Source organism: Bacillus sp. 1735sda2, from assembly GCF_024159245.1.
In the GTDB taxonomy this organism is placed as follows: Bacteria; Bacillota; Bacilli; order Bacillales; family Bacillaceae; genus Bacillus; species Bacillus pumilus_O.
The window spans coordinates 860,596-880,732 of the sequence record NZ_JAMYWZ010000001.1 but is presented as its reverse complement, the minus strand read 5'-3'; the positions used below and the strand labels follow the sequence as shown (position 1 = coordinate 880,732).

23 protein-coding genes and 1 CRISPR repeat array are annotated in these 20,137 nt (G+C 40.8%); of the genes, 10 read left to right on the top strand and 13 right to left on the bottom strand.

Going from position 1 to position 20,137, the window contains the following annotated elements:
* The 6 genes from cmr3 to NKR21_RS04385 form a co-directional block, all read right to left on the bottom strand.
* Positions 1-1,233 (bottom strand): type III-B CRISPR module-associated protein Cmr3, encoded by a 1,233-nt coding sequence (gene cmr3, locus NKR21_RS04410; RefSeq protein ID WP_144457495.1) that lies wholly within the window; start codon positions 1,231-1,233, stop codon positions 1-3.
* Positions 1,226-3,037, bottom strand: a complete 1,812-nt coding sequence (gene cas10, locus NKR21_RS04405; RefSeq protein WP_144457493.1) for a type III-B CRISPR-associated protein Cas10/Cmr2 — start codon at positions 3,035-3,037, stop codon at positions 1,226-1,228. The genes cmr3 and cas10 overlap by 8 nt, the downstream gene beginning before the upstream one ends.
* Positions 3,007-4,314 (bottom strand): type III-B CRISPR module RAMP protein Cmr1, encoded by a 1,308-nt coding sequence (cmr1, locus tag NKR21_RS04400; RefSeq protein ID WP_144457491.1) that lies wholly within the window; start codon positions 4,312-4,314, stop codon positions 3,007-3,009. Before cmr1 ends, cas10 begins: the two co-directional genes overlap by 31 nt.
* A gap of 15 nt (positions 4,315-4,329) precedes the next feature.
* Positions 4,330-5,172, bottom strand: a complete 843-nt coding sequence (locus tag NKR21_RS04395) for a DUF6602 domain-containing protein (RefSeq protein ID WP_144457489.1) — start codon at positions 5,170-5,172, stop codon at positions 4,330-4,332.
* A 317-nt stretch (positions 5,173-5,489) separates the two neighbouring features.
* Positions 5,490-5,917: a CRISPR direct-repeat array (repeat unit 32 nt; unit sequence ATTTCAATCCACGCACTCATGTAGAGTGCGAC).
* 181 nt (positions 5,918-6,098) lie between these two features.
* On the bottom strand, positions 6,099-6,320 hold the full coding sequence (gene rsoA / locus NKR21_RS04390) for a sigma-O factor regulator RsoA (protein ID WP_148666385.1): 222 nt from the start codon (positions 6,318-6,320) through the stop codon (positions 6,099-6,101).
* The gene (locus NKR21_RS04385) at positions 6,268-6,870 is read right to left on the bottom strand and encodes a sigma-70 family RNA polymerase sigma factor (protein WP_012009330.1); all 603 of its coding nucleotides are present in this window, start codon (positions 6,868-6,870) and stop codon (positions 6,268-6,270) included. Before NKR21_RS04385 ends, rsoA begins: the two co-directional genes overlap by 53 nt.
* 166 nt (positions 6,871-7,036) lie before the next feature.
* On the opposite strand from NKR21_RS04385, the gene NKR21_RS04380 reads away from it, so the two are divergent.
* From NKR21_RS04380 to NKR21_RS04370, 3 genes are all read left to right on the top strand, one after another.
* Complete coding sequence (locus NKR21_RS04380; RefSeq protein WP_144457487.1) at positions 7,037-7,219, top strand: YvrJ family protein; 183 nt, start codon at positions 7,037-7,039, stop codon at positions 7,217-7,219.
* 66 nt (positions 7,220-7,285) lie between these two features.
* Positions 7,286-8,449: an oxalate decarboxylase family bicupin gene (locus NKR21_RS04375; protein WP_088001657.1), complete on the top strand. Its 1,164-nt coding sequence runs from the start codon at positions 7,286-7,288 to the stop codon at positions 8,447-8,449.
* 67 nt (positions 8,450-8,516) lie between these two features.
* Positions 8,517-8,936 carry a regulatory YrvL family protein gene (locus NKR21_RS04370; RefSeq protein ID WP_119124604.1) on the top strand — a complete coding sequence of 140 codons (420 nt, stop codon included), beginning with the start codon at positions 8,517-8,519 and terminating at the stop codon, positions 8,934-8,936.
* Positions 8,937-8,943: 7 nt separating this feature from the next.
* Here the strand turns inward: NKR21_RS04370 and NKR21_RS04365 are convergent, their stop codons facing one another.
* Positions 8,944-9,411, bottom strand: coding sequence for a DinB family protein (locus tag NKR21_RS04365; protein WP_144457485.1), 468 nt, complete (start codon positions 9,409-9,411; stop codon positions 8,944-8,946).
* A gap of 206 nt (positions 9,412-9,617) precedes the next feature.
* Here NKR21_RS04365 and NKR21_RS04360 point away from each other — a divergent pair, with 206 nt between their 5' ends.
* On the top strand, positions 9,618-10,751 hold the full coding sequence (locus NKR21_RS04360) for an FAD-dependent oxidoreductase (RefSeq protein WP_144457483.1): 1,134 nt from the start codon (positions 9,618-9,620) through the stop codon (positions 10,749-10,751).
* A gap of 23 nt (positions 10,752-10,774) precedes the next feature.
* Here NKR21_RS04360 and NKR21_RS04355 read toward each other — a convergent pair whose 3' ends face one another.
* The 3 genes from NKR21_RS04355 to NKR21_RS04345 form a co-directional block, all read right to left on the bottom strand.
* On the bottom strand, positions 10,775-13,369 hold the full coding sequence (locus tag NKR21_RS04355; protein ID WP_144457481.1) for a YfhO family protein: 2,595 nt from the start codon (positions 13,367-13,369) through the stop codon (positions 10,775-10,777).
* An 87-nt stretch (positions 13,370-13,456) separates the two neighbouring features.
* Positions 13,457-14,440 carry a glycosyltransferase family 2 protein gene (locus NKR21_RS04350; protein WP_003217835.1) on the bottom strand — a complete coding sequence of 328 codons (984 nt, stop codon included), beginning with the start codon at positions 14,438-14,440 and terminating at the stop codon, positions 13,457-13,459.
* A 290-nt stretch (positions 14,441-14,730) separates the two neighbouring features.
* Positions 14,731-15,003, bottom strand: a complete 273-nt coding sequence (locus tag NKR21_RS04345; protein ID WP_012009323.1) for a YfhJ family protein — start codon at positions 15,001-15,003, stop codon at positions 14,731-14,733.
* Between the two features lie 116 nt (positions 15,004-15,119).
* Here NKR21_RS04345 and NKR21_RS04340 point away from each other — a divergent pair, with 116 nt between their 5' ends.
* Both NKR21_RS04340 and NKR21_RS04335 read left to right on the top strand, forming a co-directional pair.
* On the top strand, positions 15,120-15,269 hold the full coding sequence (locus NKR21_RS04340; protein WP_003217849.1) for a small, acid-soluble spore protein K: 150 nt from the start codon (positions 15,120-15,122) through the stop codon (positions 15,267-15,269).
* A gap of 25 nt (positions 15,270-15,294) precedes the next feature.
* Positions 15,295-15,468, top strand: a complete 174-nt coding sequence (locus NKR21_RS04335; protein ID WP_144457479.1) for a YpzG family protein — start codon at positions 15,295-15,297, stop codon at positions 15,466-15,468.
* Positions 15,469-15,490: 22 nt separating this feature from the next.
* Here the strand turns inward: NKR21_RS04335 and NKR21_RS04330 are convergent, their stop codons facing one another.
* Together NKR21_RS04330 and recX are read right to left on the bottom strand one after the other, a co-directional pair.
* Entirely contained in the window at positions 15,491-15,805 is a 315-nt protein-coding gene (locus tag NKR21_RS04330) for a YfhH family protein (RefSeq protein WP_088001663.1), read from the bottom strand.
* A 3-nt stretch (positions 15,806-15,808) separates the two neighbouring features.
* Positions 15,809-16,600 (bottom strand): recombination regulator RecX, encoded by a 792-nt coding sequence (recX, locus tag NKR21_RS04325; RefSeq protein WP_144457477.1) that lies wholly within the window; start codon positions 16,598-16,600, stop codon positions 15,809-15,811.
* A 94-nt stretch (positions 16,601-16,694) separates the two neighbouring features.
* Here recX and NKR21_RS04320 point away from each other — a divergent pair, with 94 nt between their 5' ends.
* The 3 genes from NKR21_RS04320 to NKR21_RS04310 all read left to right on the top strand — a co-directional run bounded on the left by NKR21_RS04320 (position 16,695) and on the right by NKR21_RS04310 (position 17,971).
* Positions 16,695-17,591, top strand: a complete 897-nt coding sequence (locus NKR21_RS04320) for a TIGR01777 family oxidoreductase (protein ID WP_144457475.1) — start codon at positions 16,695-16,697, stop codon at positions 17,589-17,591.
* A gap of 52 nt (positions 17,592-17,643) precedes the next feature.
* On the top strand, positions 17,644-17,754 hold the full coding sequence (locus NKR21_RS04315; protein WP_144457473.1) for a YfhE family protein: 111 nt from the start codon (positions 17,644-17,646) through the stop codon (positions 17,752-17,754).
* 61 nt (positions 17,755-17,815) lie between these two features.
* A complete protein-coding gene (locus NKR21_RS04310) occupies positions 17,816-17,971 on the top strand; it encodes a YfhD family protein (protein WP_012009317.1) in 156 nt (51 codons plus the stop codon).
* 37 nt (positions 17,972-18,008) lie between these two features.
* On the opposite strand, the gene NKR21_RS04305 is transcribed toward NKR21_RS04310, so the two are convergent.
* Entirely contained in the window at positions 18,009-18,596 is a 588-nt protein-coding gene (locus tag NKR21_RS04305; RefSeq protein ID WP_186299657.1) for a nitroreductase family protein, read from the bottom strand.
* A 272-nt stretch (positions 18,597-18,868) separates the two neighbouring features.
* Here NKR21_RS04305 and NKR21_RS04300 point away from each other — a divergent pair, with 272 nt between their 5' ends.
* Positions 18,869-20,125 (top strand): transcriptional regulator, encoded by a 1,257-nt coding sequence (locus NKR21_RS04300; protein ID WP_012009315.1) that lies wholly within the window; start codon positions 18,869-18,871, stop codon positions 20,123-20,125.
* Positions 20,126-20,137: the final 12 nt, after the last annotated feature.

Below are 20,137 nucleotides of genomic sequence, written 5' to 3'. Positions count from 1 at the left end.
TTATTCATTCGGCTTCCATGTTCCCCAAAGTGCTAACCCGCAGCCATCTTCACGATCAAACGCTTCTTTGCGCCGGTTACGATCAGATACTGATTGAAGCCACATTTTTTCGGCCAGTTCTGCTGGATCTCCTTCTTCTACTGTAAAGAAGTAAACACTACCGGCGGGGACTAAGCGGCGGATTGCTTTTTCACGCCCTTTGTCTTTATTTGCTAAGCTCCATCCAGAGATAGGCTGCCAATGTGGAACAGATGCCCAAACCAATTTCAGTCGTACATTTGTATCAAATAGTGGTTTTGACATGAGCTGTTCATCCAGCCAGCCGGGCTGCCATCCTTTACTGAAATAAGCAGGTGTCGCCAATATCATGCGAACATACGGCTTGTTCTTAAGCGATGCTTTAATCATATCTGGACATGTCCAATCTTGTTGGTATACATGTGGCCGGTCTTCTATATGAGCCAGCCGCCTTTCACCACCGATTGGGTGAAGACTTGAGAAAGGCTTTAATGCTTCTGACTCTTCAGTAGATAACTCTATTCCCGCCTCCAGTTTAAAGTCATCTGGGAATACGAGTGATTCTGTTGAAAATAGATGCTGATCTTTTGCCTTTTTACTGCCAGTTTCCACCTCAATTTGTGTTCGTTCCTGACGCTGTAATGCTGGAATAAATGCCGGTGGTGTTTCCTTTTTGAAAGAATGATTTCCCTTCTGCATATGTTGGTATTCAGTCAAGGCTTCCTTCACCTGACTCTCATTCACTGCGTCTGTCAGCCAGTTCACCATCCACTTTAGTGATACAAAAGCAGGCGGCGATTTCATTTTTTTACGAGCACCAGCTCCAATTGGCGGCCATAATGCCTCACTAAAACGGCCTGTTTTTCCTGTACCAAAAAAGCCCTGTCCTTCCGACATCATTGGCTTCGGTCTCACTTGATACATGCCATACTCATCATCGAATAACTCAAGGTCATGAGGCATTGGCACATATAAATGATCATGCCAGCGATATAAAGGACCTCGCACAAGAGATTTCGCATAATAAGAAAGTGGTGTGGTGTGTTTCATTGATTGTCGTTTCTTCGCTAGTGCTGTACGAAGTGTTCCTGCGACCACACTTGGCGGAACATCGTTTAGTGAACGCGCCCGTATACCTGGTACACTTTGAAATGGGCGTGCATCACGAATAAGCAGCGGATCAAGCGGTTGAATGTGAAACCATCTTTCAGGCATGTCCACTTACCTCCTCTAGTTGAAGAGCAATGATCATACATTCAGCGATTGTATGTAATTCTTCTAATGTATTCTTCTTCGGTATATACTTCGCAATCAATTGATCGATCCACTCTTTCGTTTCTTGCTCTGTTTTTGCTTCCGTTTTCTTTTTGAATGCAAGACGGCTTATCTCTAGTGGAATGAGTTCATCTAAAATTTCCGGCTGTTTTCTAAAAGAAGACTGTTCGTATGTTTGATACAACTCTCGTAAGCCATATGCAAAGCCAGATGTGAAATAAGACTGTTTTAACCACGTCGTCATCTCTTGGATAGAGGCCACTGGATCTATTTGAAATGAGACTGAGATATTCATTGTGTCTCCTCCGCCTCGCTTTTGGAAATGAATCGCTAATGAATTCCGCTCTTGTTTTGCATATTGTTCAGCCTGACGTGCCATGCTTCTTACTTCTTCAAGAGGCTCAAGCATATGAACGATGGCGATTCCAATTGAAATCGAAGGAGGTATTTCACTATGTTGATGAGCCTTCATCGTTGAAACAAATTCACTTTGTAATTTCCCAGCTACTTCTAAGCATTGGTGCACCGGTACATAAGCCATGACATCATCTCCACCGCCATAGATCAATGTACCTTCACATTTGGAAATAATCCCACTTGCCTTTGAAGCAAAAGTTGAGAGCGTTTTAGAAAATGCAATATGGCTTTCTACATGCTGTATATTTCGTAGTTGGCCACCCATCTTATCTCCATCCGCCATGAGAAAGGCATAGTAAGGTGAAGGTGCTGGTGGTTTGATCGGCTGGCCATGATGCTTGCTGTATTCACCTTTGAAATATTTTTCGAGCAGCTGTGTGATGTCATTTTTCGCTTCTGTTCGTGTGGTCCCGACAAGTCCACATTGTTCAAGATAATCTTCTATTCTTCTTTCATAAAAAAGCGATGCCTCACTCCAATCAATAGGAGCTACTTTTAGATTCATATTCTCAAGATATGTTTCTACATCTTTCACATATTGTATGGCTGCTTGCTTCATCTGTTCATTTTGGTCCAACATATTTTGATAAGGAGCACAAGCCTTATCACATACAGATGGAAATGTCATACTCGGGTGCTTATGTAAGGACAATCGTTTGATCACTGAAATCGCATCTAATGATTCATGTTCACCAATTCCCCATTTTGCTAATTGCGCCACTTGCTGTGGTGTTTTTTGCTTTTGGAAAACAGACTCTCGTCCACCGTCAAGTGATGATTTTGATTCACCGAATAAAGCCCCCGGCTCATTTTGTTTAAAATCTCTTAAAGTCTTCCGTGCAGCCATTAAACCTTCGACTTCTTGAAGAGCCATATGATATGGGCTTGTGGACGCATTTGCCGCTTTGTCTTGGTTTTGCACCTCAGTCCACACAGCATAAAATTCCAATAAGTCATCTACTTGTCGATTCCATGTGCCTATTTGAATATAAGGATCCACAATCTCTCTTACAAAGTCTGCGTATTCCTTCCACTTGTTATATACTGCTTTTTTTACTTGTCTTGCAACGGATGAAGGCTGTTCGTTTGAGATTTCCCCCAATATTTTATTTGGTGCGTTGTTTGGTTCTGAAGAGGATTCGTTGAACACAGGGAAAATAAGCGTTCCACCCAGTTCCTGAAATTTCTTCGCACCTGCTTTACTTAATTCAGATAGAAGAAAAGAGCCAAACCATAAATCACGCGTCCGCCTTGCTTGCGCAATAAATTCTTGAACAGGCCCTATAGAAAATAGCATTAATGTTTGTTTTTGTGATTCTTCTGACAAAATGTTTGCACCTCCTTGCTATGTAAAAAGGCTTGAATCGCCGATGAGTGCGTCCGGCCACTCTCGTCTTGTAATGGGTTTTTTGAGTAGGTGGCTGTTGGATAGATACTTTGTTCATCTGTTACATTGGGCAAAGGCTTTCCGTTCCCTAAAAGCGATAAAGCTTCAATCTTTGGTTGCTGCAGCACCATCACCATGCCCACCGATTCCTTTTGATTAATAGCTAACGGTTTTAAGATGAGTGGTGAAGCCAAGCGATCCTTTCCTTTAGGTAGGAGCGTTACAGGATCTGGATCTTTCCCACTATCTTTAGGAGCAAATCGGAACTGAATAGGCAAACCAAATTGAGCTCTAGGAAATGCTTGATATTTAAATGGTTTCTCTTTTGGATAAGGGATGTGATGACCTGATTTAGCCTTACCTGTTAACAGACGAATAGTATCTGCTTCCGGCCAACAACTGCGCCCCATTTTTTTGGTCGGGTTAGATCTTCTTCGAAATGTTTCATATGACTGAATGACAGATCGCCAGCTTGAGATCATAGATGATGGAAATGCCTGTACTTTGAATTCACGACTAAGCGTCGGCCATTCTCGGCTTGATGCTGGCAATTGGATGTCATATTCTAAAAGCTTTTGCTCAAACCATTTTTCCAATTGGCTTTTTGTCCTCTTGTTGTATGGTGAAAATTGCTTGCAATATAAACTGCCACACCCACGTCTCGTTCTTGACCCAAGTCCACCGAAGTTGATCCAAGCCCACAAGGCAGCTTCAACTTCTTTTTTGATTAACTCAAAATCGGTTGTTTTTTTAGATATACGGATATTTAAAGAAAGTTGCGCCTTCATGAGGTATGGTGTTTCATCTTTCATATTTGAAAGAACATACCGTGGAAAAGGATGATTTTTCTTTTTAAAAAATACTTTTGAATTTCTTTTCACTTCGTCTTTTTCATAATGCGTTACCACTTGAATCTGGCTCGCTTGTTCTGTATGACCAAATATATCTGCTTCTCGTTTAGATAATTCATTTGCATTTTTGCAAGCAGCTCCTCGAGTTGCACGCCACCAGAAACGAAGATGTCCACGAATCGCACTTTCACGAATCGGTCTGTCTTCATCAATTGAGTTTGATTTGGGCCCTCCCCCAAACATTGGCGTAACCAAATGAATAGTAAGCGGCTCTTTAAAAAGTCTTTGGTCTTCATGGATTTTCGTATCAATCGCATGTTTCACATCATGCCAATTGGTTTTGGGTTTACTAGATTCCCTTGTCATGTCGCTCTCCTTTCTTCACTTTGTTATCTGTTTCTGAAACAGCTTGGCATATGCATAGTGAGGGAAAAACATGGGATTGTTAATGAGCATCAGCAATTGATTTAATTGGAAGTTCAGCGTCAACAGATCGTATCCATCAATACGTAAATCGCTGAGTTTGTTTTCATCTAAAAATTTTTCTTCTTCCTTATATCGTTTTTCTTTTTTGAAACAATTTAATTCGTTTGACCACCATCTTAGATGTTCATGTTCATTAGGTACTTTCAATTGAAATTCATTGCTTTTTTTCATGAGCATGAAATCAAAGGACGCCGCTAATTTAGCTGCTTTACTTGAAATTGTTTGGTCTCCTTCTCTTTTAAAGTTACTTGCTAAAATGAGTAAAGGACGCGTCCTCTTTTGTGTGTTACTTTCGCTTGTAAAGTAACCTGTAGCCATTCTAGCAATTCTTGTTGTTTTTGGTGTTAGCCGTTTTATTTTTTCAGACCATTCTTCTAAACCTTTTTCTTTCAAATTTGAACTTTTACATTCTATAGCAACCGCAACCGCCTCAATCGGTATAAACTTCAACGAATTGTGTTGGAACACATACGGCGTATACTGCTCATCAAATACGGCAATATCGACTTCGTTAGAATGATTTCCTTCTGAGTCAATAATGATGACACCTTGTGCTAATGAATATTTTTTAGGAATGATTTTCCGAAAAAACTCCAGCCACATCACTTCTCTAGAATCTCCTGTCAGCCCGCCATGATTAGAAGCAAAGTCCACTTCTTCTGATATCATGCTGTTTAATCTTTGATAATTCTCTAAGATCAGCTGCTCAACTTTACCAGTTCGCTCCGTTTCACCCAAACCAATTCCTCCTTCACCATTCAGTACAAATGGATAAAATTTGAATCTAAATGACTACTTTTCATTTCGACTTATTTTGAGATTTTTTAAGGTTTATTTAGGAAAAAGAAGAAGAAAAAAACATGACTGCAAAAAGTCATGTTTTCACTATACAAATGAACAGTCTATTTTGATGGATTTTGTATCTGAAAGAGGGTGTTGTAAGAAGATGATCTTTAAGGTAGTCATAACCGTTTAAGACACAATCATTGAAAACCATGCGCACCTCATATATGGGTGCGACAACAATTCATCATACATTCAGGAGGTCACTGCATATTTCAATTCACGTACTCATGTAGAGTGCGACTACTTTTCGATTCAGCAGCACCCAAAATATCGGTATTTCAATCCACGCACTCATGTAGAGTGCGACCGGCCAAACGATCCTGCCACTTCATTTGTTCATTATTTCAATCCACGCACTCATGTAGAGTGCGACGCGTCTTTCTTTCCTTCTCGTGCATCCTCAGCGTTATTTCAATCCACGCACTCATATAGAGTGCGACTAGAAGTTTGTTAAGTAACATAAATGCCATTTTAATTTCAATCCACGCACTCATGTAGAGTGCGACTGTAGTAGTCGGAATTTGTTTTCCCTGTAAATTCATTTCAATCCACGCACTCATGTAGAGTGCGACGACGAAAATGGTCACACCGATTACGGTTCCAGAATTTCAATCCACGCACTCATGTAGAGTGCGACTGCGATTTCTGCCCTAATTGTAACATTTTTTAGGAAATGATAGGCAAAATCCACAACTTTCAATAAAGAATTTTGTTTTCCCCTTCATAAAATATACATTTTTTCTCAATTTTGTCGAATGAAAAGGTGCGAATGTCCCGAGGATTTTATGTTCACCTCACATTCGCACCATCAGTTCCTCTTACAACTTCGTCATATATTCCACAATAAACTCCCAAAATCCAGGTCCTTCTTGGTAAATCAGCCGGTCTACTTTTTCGATGAGTTTGATGTAGAGTTCTTGTTCGAGGTCTTCTCTTTCTTGATATGCCGTGTTTTGTAGTTTCTTTTTGATCATGGGTGTGAAGGTTTCAATGAGTTCTTCCATTTCTCCATTCGTCATTTTTTCTTCGTTCACGGACATCTCCCCCTGTTTCTTCTTTTAGTTTGTTGAGCGCTTTTTTGTGGATGTTTGAGATGTTTTGTCTCGTTTCGCCTAGCCGGTCGGCTATTTCTTTCATTGTTTGACCTTCAACATAAATATGGGTTAAGACCATTTTTTGTTTGTCTGTGAGCTGCTGGTAGGCCTTGTACAATCTTTTGTCTTGCAGGTGCTCCCCTAAGTCTTGCTGGTTGAAGAGCACGGCTTCATACGTATCTGTTTGAACAGGATCTTTCACTTCTTGTGTATCAGGATGATCGAGTATGAGTGGAAAACGCTGCTGCTTTTTTTTGACTCGTTTATCAAAGTCGACTGAAAAGATGCGGATCATTGTGGAAATATACTTGATGATGCGGATTTTTTGATAAAACTGCTTGAACTCGGAATCTAGTTTTTTCGCATTTTCTTCGTTTGGCTCCTCCATGACTTGCCGGAGCAGCTGCTGGTTTTTAGGATTGCTTAAAAATTGCTGAATGAGTGGGTGATCAATGATTTCATTCCATTTTGCTTTCAATAACAGCCGATAATCCATGTGCATCCTCCCCTTTGTTCTCTCTACTTGCATTAAGTGGACAAAAGTTAAAAAAAGAAAACTTTGTGAGACGGGTCTAATGATTCATTTTCTCCCCCTTTGATTTCCTATTTCTTCTTTCATACCACTTATAGAGAAGACGAGCATCCGCTGGGAGGTGAGACAAATGGAGACTTTTTTTTCGGAAGAATGGCTGAAGCAGCTCGGTCAAGCTGGCTTTCCTGCCATTTTGACAGTTTACTTGCTGACACGTTTTGAACGGAAGTTTGATGAATTAAGCAAACTCATCCAACGATTGAAAAAAATGATGAATCAGATTGACATCTTCTTGATTCGTTTCACCTTATGAAAACGAGGGCGAAATGAAAGACCTTTTGTCACCTCACACAATACGATGTTGAAAGGGGATTTTATCATGAGTGAAAAGCAAAATGGTGTACCGCAACCGATTCGAGGAGAAAAAGGTGCAACGGTCAAAATTCCACGTAATCTCGAGCGAGACAGACAAAATCCAGATATGCTCACGCCACCAGAAACCGATCATGGAACGGTTCCCAACATGAAATATTCTTTCTCTGATACGCACAACCGTTTAGAAAAAGGCGGCTACGCCAGAGAAGTCACGGTACGTGAACTGCCAATCTCTAAAAGTCTTGCCTCTGTGAACATGCGGCTAAAGCCTGGTGCAATTCGCGAGCTGCACTGGCATAAAGAAGCGGAATGGGCGTACATGATTTATGGGGAAGCCCGGATTACATCGGTTGATGCAGAGGGACGCAATTTTACAGAGGATGTGACTGAGGGTGATTTGTGGTACTTCCCTTCTGGCTTGCCGCATTCTATTCAAGCACTTGAACCGGGAGCTGAATTCTTGCTTGTGTTTGATGATGGTTCCTTCTCTGAAAATAGTACGTTCCAAGTGACTGATTGGCTTGCCCATACGCCAGAGGAAGTTGTGCTCCAAAACTTTGGAATGACAAAGGAGCAATTTGAGAAACTGCCAGAGAAAGAGAAGTATATTTTCCAGCAAGGAATTCCTGGTTCCCTTGAGTGTGACAAGGTGAAAACAGAGCAAGGTGAAGTCCCAAATTCCTTTAAATATGAGTTGTTAAAGCAAGAACCGATTACGTCAAGCGGTGGACAAGTGTGGATTGCGGATTCTACCAATTTCAAAGCGTCTAAAACGATTGCCTCTGCTCTAGTGAAAGTCGATCCAGGCGCCATTCGTGAGCTGCACTGGCATCCAAATACGGATGAATGGCAATATTTCATTTCTGGAAAAGCTCGAATGACGGTATTTGCTTCTGATGGACATGCGAGAACCTTCAACTATCAGGCGGGAGACGTTGGCTATGTGCCATTTGCGATGGGGCATTATGTAGAAAATACAGGTGACGAACCGCTGTATTTCTTAGAAATCTTCAAGAGCGACCATTATGCAGATATCTCGCTCAATCAGTGGCTTGCGGTCACACCGAAACAGCTTGTTCTTGATCATTTAGATCAAGGTGAAGAATTCTTGAAATTGCTTGATACTGAAAAACACCCTGTCATCGCTGCACCTAAAAAAGAGGATTAATTCCACCTTCCTGCAAAAAGGCTGTCCTTTTTGCAGGTATCTTCATGTAAAGGAGTGTTGTTTACCCATGCAACAATCTGTTCACGCTTTATGGCAAGGGTTGAAGTGGCTGATGGCGACGTCGGCTGTCTGTTACATATTTTTGTTGTTTTGTGTGCTGTTCTTTCATTTGACGGGTGCTTTTTATCAATCGATTTTATCGCTACTACTGTTTATGGGCATCTATGTTGTACTCGGAATCTCTTTTGAACATCTGGAACACGTGCTCATGCGGTTTGTTCGCAAGTGTCGGTCCAAAAAACGATCTATCGTTTTCTATGCTGTTTTATTTCATCTTTTGTTTAATTGGGGTGCTGTCTATGTATCAGACGAATTGGTTGACGGCATTTTGCTGACTACTTCTGAAGAAATTCTCTTTGCCATGAGTCTTTGGCTATTTCATTTTTTGTTTGATTATGCGACGTTTCCATTTGAGAAAGAAGCTTAGTGACTCTCTATCTTCTTTTTGTGGAGAGCGCTTGTTTGACCTGCTCCATATGATGAAGATTATGCTTAATCAAACCTGGAAAATAACTTGATAACGTCAGCTCGGTTTGACCGATCAGAAAGGGTGTAGTCCAGCGAGATGCTTCGATTTTCTTCATTTCTTGAAGCAATTCTGTTCTGACAGCAATAAACCGCCCGATCGTCTCGCTTCTCTCTTCGTGTCTTGCCCTTTCGGCTGACTGTCGATTCATTTCATGCACATCCGGTGCCTTACATAACGCTCGATCGTTCCAAAATTCCTTTAGGCGATCGTGTAAAATAAATTCATCCCACGGAACGAAATGTGCGATGATCTCAGCAATGCTCCACTTTCCATCAGCGATGGCGTGGCGCCACTCTTCGTCTGTTACTTCCGCTAGTGACTGTACCCATTCAAGGGTGTGTTCATAGTGTTTTATCACGGTGTCTTTGTTCATGTTTTGTTATCCCCTTCATGTTTTTAAAAGAAGTTGATCAGAAATTGGTTAGTTTCATTCTTGCTAAATCGTTTATAACATATTATCATATACTTTAATTACCAAATGAAAAAGGGGAATTGTGATACGCTGTCCTATATGAAAAAGCTTATTTTTTTGCACTAAAATAAACCGACCGGTCTGTTTATAAAAAGGGAGGAAAAATGATGAAATCTCAAAATGTGATTATTATCGGCAGTGGTGTAGCAGGATTGGCTACTGCTTTATTTTTAAAAAAGGCTGGAATGGAAAGTACGATTTATGAAAGCAGGTCAGATGAAGAATTAGAAACAGGAGCAGGGTTTTTACTGTCTCCAAATGGGGTAAAGATTTTGGAAGGAATCGGGTGTAAAAATGAAGTGATAGCAAATGCAACCGTGATAAAGAAGATCCAGCAAATAAACAGTGAAAATGAAGTAGAAGCGATCTTTCACAATTATAGTGAAAAATATTATGATGCCCCTTTACTGAACGTCATGAGAGACCAAATCATCCAATCACTTTTAAAAGAAGTTCACCGCCAAGGAATAGAAGTGAAATACAACAAAAAGTTAACCTCGATCAAACAGCAGCCTCATTCCGTTCAGGTTCTTTTTGAAGATGAAACTGAGATAACAGGTGATATCGTAATAGGAGCAGATGGAACTTTTTCTAAAACAAGAGAGGCTATTGCGTTTAATGCTAAATTAGACTATAGCGGTTTTTGGGGACTACAAGGAGTATCGTTTGTGAAGGATTTTGTATTGGATGAGACAACAAGTTATTTTTACAATGACGGAAACTTTCAATTCATTTTTGGGAAAGCGCATCCAACAAATAAAATGAATATTTTATGGCAAGCTTTCTCTCAGTGTCCTGAGAAGTTACCTACAAAACATTTTGAGAAAGCAAATAAAGAAACCATCCGACAGTTATTATATAAACAAATGGAACATTGGAACATTCCTAAACACCTTTCTGACATCATCGATCATACTAACATGTTCTTTCCAAGAAGTATCTATGAAATAAAGGATTTTCCTGTGTGGTCAAAAGGACGTGTTGTTCTTGTAGGTGATGCGGTACATACGGCGAATCCTTTTGTTGGTCAAGGAGCATCATATAGTCTAGAAGATGCCATGCTCATAGCAAAGATGCTAAGGGATCATGATTATCGAGATGCGTTCTATTATTATGAAAAGGATCGAAGAAAGAGGACAGAAGAATTGAATGCGCTATTTCAGCACATGAGTATTCAAAACGAAATTGATAAAAAAATGAACGAATACACGATTGAATGGGATGAAGAAACTTACGTATGAGATGAAAGATAAAAAAACACCACTTATGCTGAAAAGTGGTGTTTCTTGTGTTTTCTCCGTGCATAGAGGATCGCACCGATCAAACTGACGAGTGAAATCAATGCGAGAATTCTGATATAAGGCGGATAGTAGGTTAGCACAATCTTGTTTTCGCCTTTTTCTATTGGAAAACCAATAAACGTGTAGTTGGCTTGTTCAATTTCGGTTTTGTGTCCATTCACCGTGAGCTCCCAGCCTTTTTCATATGGAACGGGCAGAATCATGTAGTCATCACCACGTTTGTTCTCATATGAAATCGTAAAGCGGTTATTTTTAAGCTTTACTTGCTGGCTGCCATCATCCTGTTTTTCTTTTTCATATGCTTTCTCTAGAACGCGGTAAGTCTCATGATACAGCTTCAGTTGATTGAGCTCATATGTCCCTTTTGGCACTCGAATGGAGAGGATTTTTTCCGCAGGGACCCGAATCGTCACTTCATTGACGCCAGTTTTGTAGATGGATGTATTGCTTTTTCGTGATGTGACATAGTCGTCAACGGATAACTGAAATCCTTCGTTACGATCTGTCCGTTTCACATAAAAGCTCACATACACATCCCCAGCGCGAGCGATGTCATCTGGTAGTGTGATATTCAGACCGCCCATTTCTCCGTATACATCAAGCACGCCATGTTCGTATACAGCTTGTTCCGTATGGATATTCGTATCTTTGACTCGATCTTGCGCACGCTCGATTTCAGCGTTTCCTTTTTTGTTTAAAATGACGCCTTGCAGCATCGCATGCTCTTTATCAAGTGCTGAGGCATCCTTTAATGATTGTTCTGAATAAATGGTGCTCGTTGTTCTTGCAAATGGCAGTGACCGTGTATTTTCATATACCTCATAATGCTCACTTTTCAAGATTGGCTTAAAATAAGCTGGCGGTGAGTAAGGCATCATACTGTTTCTCATATAATACTTTCCGTAGGTCAGGCTGTATAAATTCGCCCTGTCCCCCATTGTTGCATACCGGCTGACACTTTCCCGTCCCATATCGATTTGCAGGTCATTCCAGTAGAAATGGAGCAGATGCTGATTCAATATACTTGAATACGCACTCATGCCTTGGAAGCCTTCAAATAACGGGGTATTGTTTCGCACGCCATTCATCCAATCAATCCGGGCAAGCGGATCTTTTGAAGAGCGGCTTTGAATCTGCTGAATGAGCTTCATTTGCTCATGTCCAGCATACGCATCACTATTCAGATACGTATCTGATACGCTCTTAATATTGCTTCTTTCAAATAAGTATCCCTGCTGATACACGCCTGCTGTCATTAGGCTGACAACGATGAGCACTGCTGAAAAGAGACGAAGATGCTGACGTTTTTCCGCATGCATCCATAGGAAGAACAAGCTGATCACGAGCAGTCCTATACCTGTAAACACAACGACATCCATGTTTCCCTTTGCTCGTTCTGAAAGAGCGACAGCGAGAAGGAACACGATCCAAGCGCCTAAGACCGCACGCTTTTTCCACTTCCACTCGATTTGTGAGAAATGCTTGATCGTGATGGCAACGACCGCTCCAACTGTAAAGGCTAGAATGTATTCAAATCTGTACTGCGGTGCTGAAAAACCATTAAACACGCTCGCCATCTTTGGACTGTAGTGAAAAACAATGAGCAGAACGCTGATCGATGTAAACATGAAAAACCATCTGTTCCGGTAAAGCGGAACGAGGAACATACAAATGAGAAAGATCACAGGTAATAAATACACCCTGCTCGTAAACAGCAGATGATCATGCAGCTCGAACCAAGGAATCGCCTGTTCATACGGCGGTCTTATATTGTTAAGAAAGCCATAAACAGACGGGATAAAAAAGGCGGCACTAATCCCAAAGGATAACAGTGTAGAGATCGCAAGGGTCCAAAACGCCTTCCACCCGCGCTCCTCACTTCGCAGCTTGATCATATATCTGAAGACAAGATAGATCGCTAAAAAGATAAAGTGAATATAAGCAAAGTAAAAATTGTTGATCAGCATGAGACTGCAAGCCGCAATAAACCAAGCCGGCTTACCTGTTTTGAAAATCCGCTCCACCCCAAGTACAAGTAGCGGAAGCCACATCATGCTATCGGTGAAAAATTCCCAAAACGTTTGATGCCGGAAATATACAATAGATAGTCCATAGATTGCGGCACCCGTCAGTGCACCCAATCTATTTTGAACCATTGAAAGAAGCACACGGTAAGCGATGAAAAGAATAAGCGTCAGCTTGATCACGCTCAGCCAAATCACAGCATTTGCCCAGAAATGAATGTCCGTTGACTGTATGAGATGAAGCGTATTCATCAGCCAGACGACAGCGACTGTGACCATAAAGACCGTCGACGTTGTGAAATAATATCCTAATTGCGTGTATGTACCGCCGCCTAGACCGAATTGATAGGAATAAAAGAAATTCCCTTTGACATATTCGTCGTAAAGCAGCTTTTTAAATGGGAGCATTTGCGAGATGCCATCCCCATCTCCTGTCATGTACCGGCCTTGCGTATATTCATATAAGAAAAAGGAGTGGCCTAATAATGCTAGAATGAGGCATATTCCAATGATTATCCATCTACGTTTCATCATCTAAATCCTTTCCAGAAAAGATCCATTGTTCTTTGAAACAAAACAACCCAGCAAGCGAATCGTGCTTGCCGGTTATTTGACTCCACGTTATTTAAATAACTGTGTTAACACTCGGTCTTGTTCCTTAGAGCTTGTCTCTTGCTGCATGACATTTGATTCTTGGATCAAATAATGCGGCCTCTTTTTCGTTTCATAATAAATGCGGCCAATATATTCTCCAATCACACCTAGACTCAAAAGCTGGACACCTCCGAGGAAAAGCACAGCCGATATTAAAGTGAAATAACCAGGTACCATCACGCCCGTTCTGACGATTTGAATAAAGGTGGCCACGATGTAAATCAAAGAAAGGAATAAGATCAGTATGCCAGTATAAAAACAAATACGCAGCGGGCGGTTGTTAAAAGAAATGACGCCATCTATGCCGTAGTTAAACAACTTCTTTAGTGACCATTTTGTATCACCATGCTGTCTTTCTACATTTTCATAATAGATCACTTTTTCTTCAAACCCAATCCAGCAAAAAAGCCCTTTTGAAAAACGATTTCCTTCTTTTAGCTGAAGCAATGCATCGATTGCTTGGCGAGAAATTAAACGGAAATCTCCGACACCATCACGCAAGTCCACTTCGACTACCTTGTTCATCACTTTATAGTACATGGATGATAAGTAAGAGCGAAGCTTGCTGTCTCCTTTACGGTTCCGTTTGGCAATGACTTGGTGGTAGCCTTCTTCATATCCTCTGACGAAGTCTTGAATCAAATACGTTGGGTGCTGCAAGTCAGCGTCCATGATGATCGCAGCCACTCCCTTCGCATATTCAAGTCCTGCCAGAATAGCGGCTTCCTTCCCAAAGTTACGTGAGAAGGAAATGTATTTGACCTTTGCACTTTTGCGAGAGAGCTCTCTCATGTATTGAAGTGTATTGTCTTTGCTTCCATCATTCACAAAAATGATTTCAAAGTCATAATGAAAATCGCGAAACTCTTCCTCGAGTGCCTCAAAGATTCGTCTGATGTTTTCACCTTCATTGTAAGAAGGAATTATAACAGAGAGCAATTCTCGTTCCATATCGCACCTTCTCTTCACTTTTTTCACATAGTCTGATATGTTCATTATTCCTTTTTTGTCAGGAAACGAAACCCTTTTTTATTATCCATAAATTACATGTCTCTTTAATCGTTCTATTATATCAAAGTTTTATTTCCAGTGATTTTCAGCAAGATGAATTTAATGTAATTTTAAGTTTAACCATTGTAAAAAGCCTGTAATTTCGATCACAGACTGGGTATTGCATCATAAAATTGTTTGCTTCTTTATATATTTTCCTATTTATTGAAAAAGATGAGCGGGCCCTTCTTTTAATGAAGTAACCCTTTATTCTGCCCTTGTAGATGATCGTTTGCCTTTGATTGTTTATTTTGGAATAAATGCAGCTGCGCACCGTAGCTCTCAATCCATTCTTGGACAATCCGTTCAGTTGTGTCCTGTCCTTTATACTTGTGACCAGCCTTTGCATAGGTCGTTTCAAAATCACTCCAAAGCAACTCTACCCATGTACGCGCTTCGTCATATGTCAGCATATTATTTTTTTCCATTAATTGTTCTGTTAATCGCTCAAAGTATTGTTCCATATCGGTTCCTCCTTCATCTAGCAGAAAGTGCCTTTTTAAAAAAACCTCTTTTTTCATATACTACCCTTACGTCTTCAAAAGACGCAAATGATTTGTATTGTTTGGAGGGAATCGATATGCGTAATAAAGCAAAAGGCTTTCCAAATCAAGTGAATCACAAATTTGAAGGCGAGCCAGGCGCCACAGATGCTTATGCGTCTAAAAGGCCGAATGGTGAGACGAATACACGTCCACAGGAACGTATGAGGGCATCAGGGAAACGCTAATTTTTCCAAAGGGAGTGCTTGAGATATGAGTTCAAATGGGAAATCGTATATGGAAGACTTTGTTCAATTAAGGACAACCGCTTACCCTCAACCATGGGCGAATGCAAAGCATTCTGCCTCTCAGGTCAATGGAGAAACGCAGCAATCGCAGCACGACATCGTACTTCAGAACAACGTCCGTAAACAACGTTCGAAGTAAAGAAAAGGACTGATCTCTCGGATCAGTCCTTTTTCGTCAGCATTGAAATCGGCAGGGCATCTTCTTTATTTGGAGCTGATAGTCTATATCCCCACGCAAATACACCATTTAAATATTCCACATAAAACGCTTCGTCTGTATCTTTAATTTGATAGGTCGTTTTGGTTTGAATCAAGGCTGGATCTACTAAGTAGGCTTTGGCCATATCGATTTTTCGTTCTAAGACGGCATATTCATTCACAATGCCAAGCTGCTCAGCCTTTCGTGCTTTTTCAGAAAGAGAGGCAATCTCTTGCTTCAATTCGTATTCCGTCATCTCACTATAACGTTTGTCCATCTGTCATTCCCCTTTGTCTAAAACGTGATCAATTGTGTCGAGATCAAAGCCTTTTCTGAATAAAAATTGCTTCACCTTCATCTTCTTTTCAAATGATCCGTCGTATCCTACCTTGCGTTTTGCCTTCTCCATCATATAAAGGAGTGCTTCTTCTTCCTTTTCCTCTTCTTGTCCATCATAGGCTTCTTGAAGGGCTTTATCAATGATCTCAAACGAAAATCCCTTTCGCTGCAGCTGCAACTTGATGCGCTGCTCGATTTCTTTTGTGGAGCGATTTTTTTCTTTTCTCACAAGCTTCTGAACCTGCTTCACAGCCTCCTCCAGCTGTAAGTCATCAGGATATTGTGATAGTGCTTGTTCAATGTGGTCATCCTCTATTCCTTTGAGCTTTAGCTCTTTTTTCAGAACGGATGGCCCTTTGCTGTTCGTTTTACGGTGAGTGCTGACATAAGCTTCTGCAAATTCGAGATCATTTACATACTTGTAATACTTTAATTTGTGTATAATTTCACTAATGGCAGGTGCCGGGATTTCTTTTTTCGTCAAATAATCGGTGACTTCTTTCACTGATCTCATTCGGTAGGATAAATAATCGACGGCCTGCTGAAATCCTTTTTTGACAGCATCACCGAATTGAATGTCAATGATATCGGCTTCGTCCAGCTCTTTTCCTTTTTTCAAATCGTGCTGGACGAGCACATCTAGATCCACGCTAAAGGCGTACTTTTCATCAAGAAAGATGTTCACCCGCTCTGTATTGTTTTTCTGAGCGGAGATTTTTGTAATATAGGGCATCCTGTAATCACTCCTTTTTTCAAACAGTCAGGATGTTTCTTCTGATTCAAAATCGTGAAAGATATAGGTATGTATATGAGAGGAGAGATGTCAATTGAATATCGCCATCACCGGAGGAACCGGTTTTATCGGGCAGCACGTCATGAAAGTGCTCGCTGCTGAAGGACATCATCTATATATTTTAACAAGAAATGCAAAGGAATCCGAACAAAATCATTTACACTATGTGCAGTGGCTGACAGAAGGTGCTGCGCCTGAGCATGAATTGCCTGCGATTGATGTCTGGATTAACCTTGCTGGAAAATTCATTTTCACCCGCTGGACAGACAAGGCAAAAGAAGGCATCCTCTCTAGCCGTATTCAATCCACACAAGAAGTGAGACGCATTATAGAAGCGCAGGAATCAAAACCATCTGTGCTCATTCAAGCAAGTGCTGTTGGCATTTATGGCACGTCTCAAACAGGAGATTTTACAGAGGAATCACCTCCTGCGGATACTGATTTCTTAAGTCATACATCTAAACTTTGGGAAGCTGAGGGGCAAAAGATTGAAGCACTCGGCATTCGTACAGTCTACACACGCTTCGGCGTCGTATTAGGAGAAAAAGGGACACTGCCACTAATGACACTGCCATATAAACTATTTGCGGGCGGAACGATTGGCTCCGGCTCGCAATGGGTTTCATGGGTTCATGTCGAAGATGTAGCACACCTCATTGCTTATGCCATACACAATGACGACATCTCAGGTCCACTCAATGTCACATCACCGAATCCTGTTCAAATGAAGCAGCTCGGACAAACGATTGCATCTGCCCTTCACCGCCCTCACTGGCTGAAGGTCCCATCCTTTGTCATTCGAACGGCACTTGGCGAAATGTCATTACTTGTTTTAGAAGGTCAGCGTGCGCTGCCGAAGAAGGCATTGCTTTCTTCTTATGACTTTTTGCATCCTGAATTAAAAGAAGCGATTTTGCATTCAAAGGAATAAATGTTGTCAAAAACACCCATCCTATTAAAAATGAGATGAGGGGGCGATTTTGATGAAGAAAAAAGAACACCAGCCAACTTCAAAGCTGAAGAAAACCCAGGAAGTCCTGTATCAGCAGGAATTCAAAAAAGCGGCAAGAGCAGCAGAAAAAAGAAACAAATAAGGTGGATATTCCACTCCAACAAGCACATAACTAAAGTGATCTTGTAAAGGAGGGAAAGGCTTTGAAAAAAGACCAACACCAAAAAACCAACCACGAGCTTGCTGCACAAGAGTCGGATGGCGAATATGTTGAATTTTCCAAAGAACTTGCAGATCCGAATGACGTAAAAGCAATGGCACGTATGAAAGCAGCCGACCAGCGCGCCAAAAAACAATAAGTAAAAAAAGCAGACCCTACAGCGGTCTGCTTTTCTTTTATTTAATTTCTGTGAGAAGACTTGATGCTTTCTGACGTGATTTTTCCTCAGGCACCTCTTCTGGATAACCAATATGAAGGATGGCAGCAAATCGCTCGTTTTCCTTTAAGCCCATGTCCTGTTGAAAGCCTTTGTCATATAAGATGCGGCCGCTCTTCCACACCATACCGATTCCTTGATCCCAAGCAAGCAGCTGGAAGTTTTGAATGAGTGCGCTCACAGCGGCAAAATCATCATTTCTCACCACTGGGTTCTCGTCTTCTTTTAACACTACAAGTAAAAGGGCTGGAACTTTTGAAAAGTAATGTCTATATTGATTGATCTTTTCTTCCTTTGCATCTGGGTTGTTGCGCTTGAAGAACGCAATAAAGCGTTCAACAAATGTCGCTTTCGCTTCATCCGTCACCGCATATAGAAAGCGCCACGGCTCCGTGATTTTATGATTCGGTGCATAGACCGCATCCTCTAATAACGGCTGAAGCTGCTCGATGGTCACCGGCGTTTCTTTAAATTTCCGAATGGATCGTCTATATCTGACAGCGTCTCGTACCGTTAACGCTTCTGTTTTTTGTTTGATTTCTGGCATATGTGTCATCCTTTCAATCAATCTTAATTGAAATTGATTCTCATTCCCATTATAAACATCATTTCGTACAGTTGCAAATGGTGTTTCCCCTCCCGTCTGCTAAAAAGTTGTTTGAGTTTTTCAAGTAATGTTACAATCATATTACGTTTTAAACAAATTTTGATAAAAAAACCAAGATGATGAAATGATTTCAGGTATTCCCATTTTGTCTAATTCGGTTTTTTTGTCAAAAGGCTTTCAACCCATGATTGGAAGGGAGGCTTCTGGATGGAATGAAAATCAATATCGGGCAAATCATTAAGCTCTACCGGTATAAACAAAATATGACCCAATCTGAATTGGCAGAAGGAATTTGTTCTGTCTCTCATTTAAGTAAAATCGAAAATGGCTCAAAGGAGGCCAATCAAGATACGATCAATTTACTGCTTGAACGACTTGGTATCAGTCAAGAAACGCTGTCACAAAAGGCGCGTCATCTGCTGTCACTCTTGGATGAGTTTCAAATGAATATGTATTTCTATGCACTCGATCAAGCTGAACAAAATGCAGAAATGATCATTCAGCATGAGGAACAGTTCTTTTCGCTCGATTTAGGCATTCAGTATCATTTGTCCTTATTTCAATTTTATTTATTATCGGACAAGCAGCCGCTTGCCTTAAAAACACACCGCGTGCTTAAAAAGTTTGAAAAAACCTTTATTGAAACGGAAAAAGAGATATTTGAATATCTAGATGGCATTCATCTTATTCAAAATGGTCAGCTTGAAGAAGGCATAAAGAAACTTGAGAGCTGCTTTTCTTACGCGTCTGTTGAACAAAGTGACCTGTATTATCACTATGCAAAAGCACTTGGAAACATGGGGCAACTTGGTGATGCGCTTGAAGCAACCCATCAAGCGATGGATTTATATAGACAAAAGAACAATTTCAAACGGATTATTCACTGCACACTCATTCATGGCGTGATCTCACTGGAACTAAAAGCCTTTCAAACGGCGAAGAAATATTTAAAAGAAGTGATTTTGCACACATCCCTTTATCCTGATGCCTATATTAAAATGACCGCGTATTTTTATTACGGCGTGCTTTTAAAACGGGAAGGTGATTTCTCTTCAGCTGTGCCATATTTACTAGATTCACTCAATTACTTTAATCAAGAACAGATAGAAGACCGTTATTGTGAAACTCTTTATGAAATTGCGACATTATATGCTGAATACGACCGCAAAAAGGCACTTCCCTACATACATGAGCTGTTAAAACAGCCTCGTATTCAGCCAAACTGTTTATATATGATCAAAATCTATAAATTGATGATTGAGGAAAACCCTCTTGATTTGAAAACCTATTTGATCGAAGCAGCCCTACCTTACTTTAAACACAATGAGCTGCACAGTGAGTACTTGTTTGCTCTTAGAACCTTGCTTTCCTATGCGGCTTCTGAACTTGATGAGCATGCGTTTATGTCCTACACGAGAACGCTACTTCAACATCTTGCATCATACGTCCCCTATTACAAAAAAGCATGACCTTCTGCCGAT

What these genes read in the sequence shown, in the direction of transcription:
- cmr3 (WP_144457495.1), bottom strand. Translation starts at nt 1,233, where the DNA reads ATGCCTGAAAGATGGTTTCACATTCAACCGCTTGATCCGCTGCTTATT.
- cmr1 (WP_144457491.1), bottom strand. Translation starts at nt 4,314, where the DNA reads ATGACAAGGGAATCTAGTAAACCCAAAACCAATTGGCATGATGTGAAA.
- rsoA (WP_148666385.1), bottom strand. Translation starts at nt 6,320, where the DNA reads ATGTCCGTGAACGAAGAAAAAATGACGAATGGAGAAATGGAAGAACTC.
- NKR21_RS04385 (WP_012009330.1), bottom strand. Translation starts at nt 6,870, where the DNA reads ATGGATTATCGGCTGTTATTGAAAGCAAAATGGAATGAAATCATTGAT.
- NKR21_RS04380 (WP_144457487.1), top strand. Translation starts at nt 7,037, where the DNA reads ATGGAGACTTTTTTTTCGGAAGAATGGCTGAAGCAGCTCGGTCAAGCT.
- NKR21_RS04375 (WP_088001657.1), top strand. Translation starts at nt 7,286, where the DNA reads ATGAGTGAAAAGCAAAATGGTGTACCGCAACCGATTCGAGGAGAAAAA.
- NKR21_RS04370 (WP_119124604.1), top strand. Translation starts at nt 8,517, where the DNA reads ATGCAACAATCTGTTCACGCTTTATGGCAAGGGTTGAAGTGGCTGATG.
- NKR21_RS04365 (WP_144457485.1), bottom strand. Translation starts at nt 9,411, where the DNA reads ATGAACAAAGACACCGTGATAAAACACTATGAACACACCCTTGAATGG.
- NKR21_RS04360 (WP_144457483.1), top strand. Translation starts at nt 9,618, where the DNA reads ATGAAATCTCAAAATGTGATTATTATCGGCAGTGGTGTAGCAGGATTG.
- NKR21_RS04355 (WP_144457481.1), bottom strand. Translation starts at nt 13,369, where the DNA reads ATGATGAAACGTAGATGGATAATCATTGGAATATGCCTCATTCTAGCA.
- NKR21_RS04350 (WP_003217835.1), bottom strand. Translation starts at nt 14,440, where the DNA reads ATGGAACGAGAATTGCTCTCTGTTATAATTCCTTCTTACAATGAAGGT.
- NKR21_RS04345 (WP_012009323.1), bottom strand. Translation starts at nt 15,003, where the DNA reads ATGGAACAATACTTTGAGCGATTAACAGAACAATTAATGGAAAAAAAT.
- NKR21_RS04340 (WP_003217849.1), top strand. Translation starts at nt 15,120, where the DNA reads ATGCGTAATAAAGCAAAAGGCTTTCCAAATCAAGTGAATCACAAATTT.
- NKR21_RS04335 (WP_144457479.1), top strand. Translation starts at nt 15,295, where the DNA reads ATGAGTTCAAATGGGAAATCGTATATGGAAGACTTTGTTCAATTAAGG.
- NKR21_RS04330 (WP_088001663.1), bottom strand. Translation starts at nt 15,805, where the DNA reads ATGGACAAACGTTATAGTGAGATGACGGAATACGAATTGAAGCAAGAG.
- recX (WP_144457477.1), bottom strand. Translation starts at nt 16,600, where the DNA reads ATGCCCTATATTACAAAAATCTCCGCTCAGAAAAACAATACAGAGCGG.
- NKR21_RS04315 (WP_144457473.1), top strand. Translation starts at nt 17,644, where the DNA reads ATGAAGAAAAAAGAACACCAGCCAACTTCAAAGCTGAAGAAAACCCAG.
- NKR21_RS04305 (WP_186299657.1), bottom strand. Translation starts at nt 18,596, where the DNA reads ATGCCAGAAATCAAACAAAAAACAGAAGCGTTAACGGTACGAGACGCT.
- NKR21_RS04300 (WP_012009315.1), top strand. Translation starts at nt 18,869, where the DNA reads ATGAAAATCAATATCGGGCAAATCATTAAGCTCTACCGGTATAAACAA.